The sequence below is a fragment of the Leucobacter celer subsp. astrifaciens genome, assembly GCF_001273835.1.
Lineage (GTDB): Bacteria > Actinomycetota > Actinomycetes > Actinomycetales > Microbacteriaceae > Leucobacter > Leucobacter celer.
The window spans coordinates 1-285 of the sequence record NZ_JHEI01000176.1 but is presented as its reverse complement, the minus strand read 5'-3'; the positions used below and the strand labels follow the sequence as shown (position 1 = coordinate 285).

At 70.2% G+C, this 285-nt stretch carries 1 protein-coding gene; it reads right to left on the bottom strand.

Annotated features, from left to right (window positions below; genetic code table 11):
- A partial coding sequence (locus AMS65_RS17865; RefSeq protein ID WP_157502435.1) for an amidohydrolase family protein occupies window positions 1-285 on the bottom strand: 285 nt, incomplete at both ends.

The following is a 285-nucleotide window of genomic DNA, read 5'->3' as shown; positions in this document are numbered from 1 at the left end:
GGTCTGCGCTGAGCACATTCAGGGTCGCCCGCTTGCCGGCCTCGAGTGATCCCGCGCGATCATCGATGCGCAACTGGCGTGCGCCGTTGATCGTGTAGCCCTCGAGCAGCAGTTCGAGGGGTAGCCGTGCCCCGGGCTGCGGGCGGGCGCTGCCCGGAAAGCGTTCGGGGGCGAGCGGGTATTCCGGATCCACGCGCGTGTGCGCGACCTGTATGCCGGAGAGCGGGTCGCCCCGGTGCAGCTCGTAGGCCGTGACGACGTCGCTCGCGAACGTCACCGTGGCAC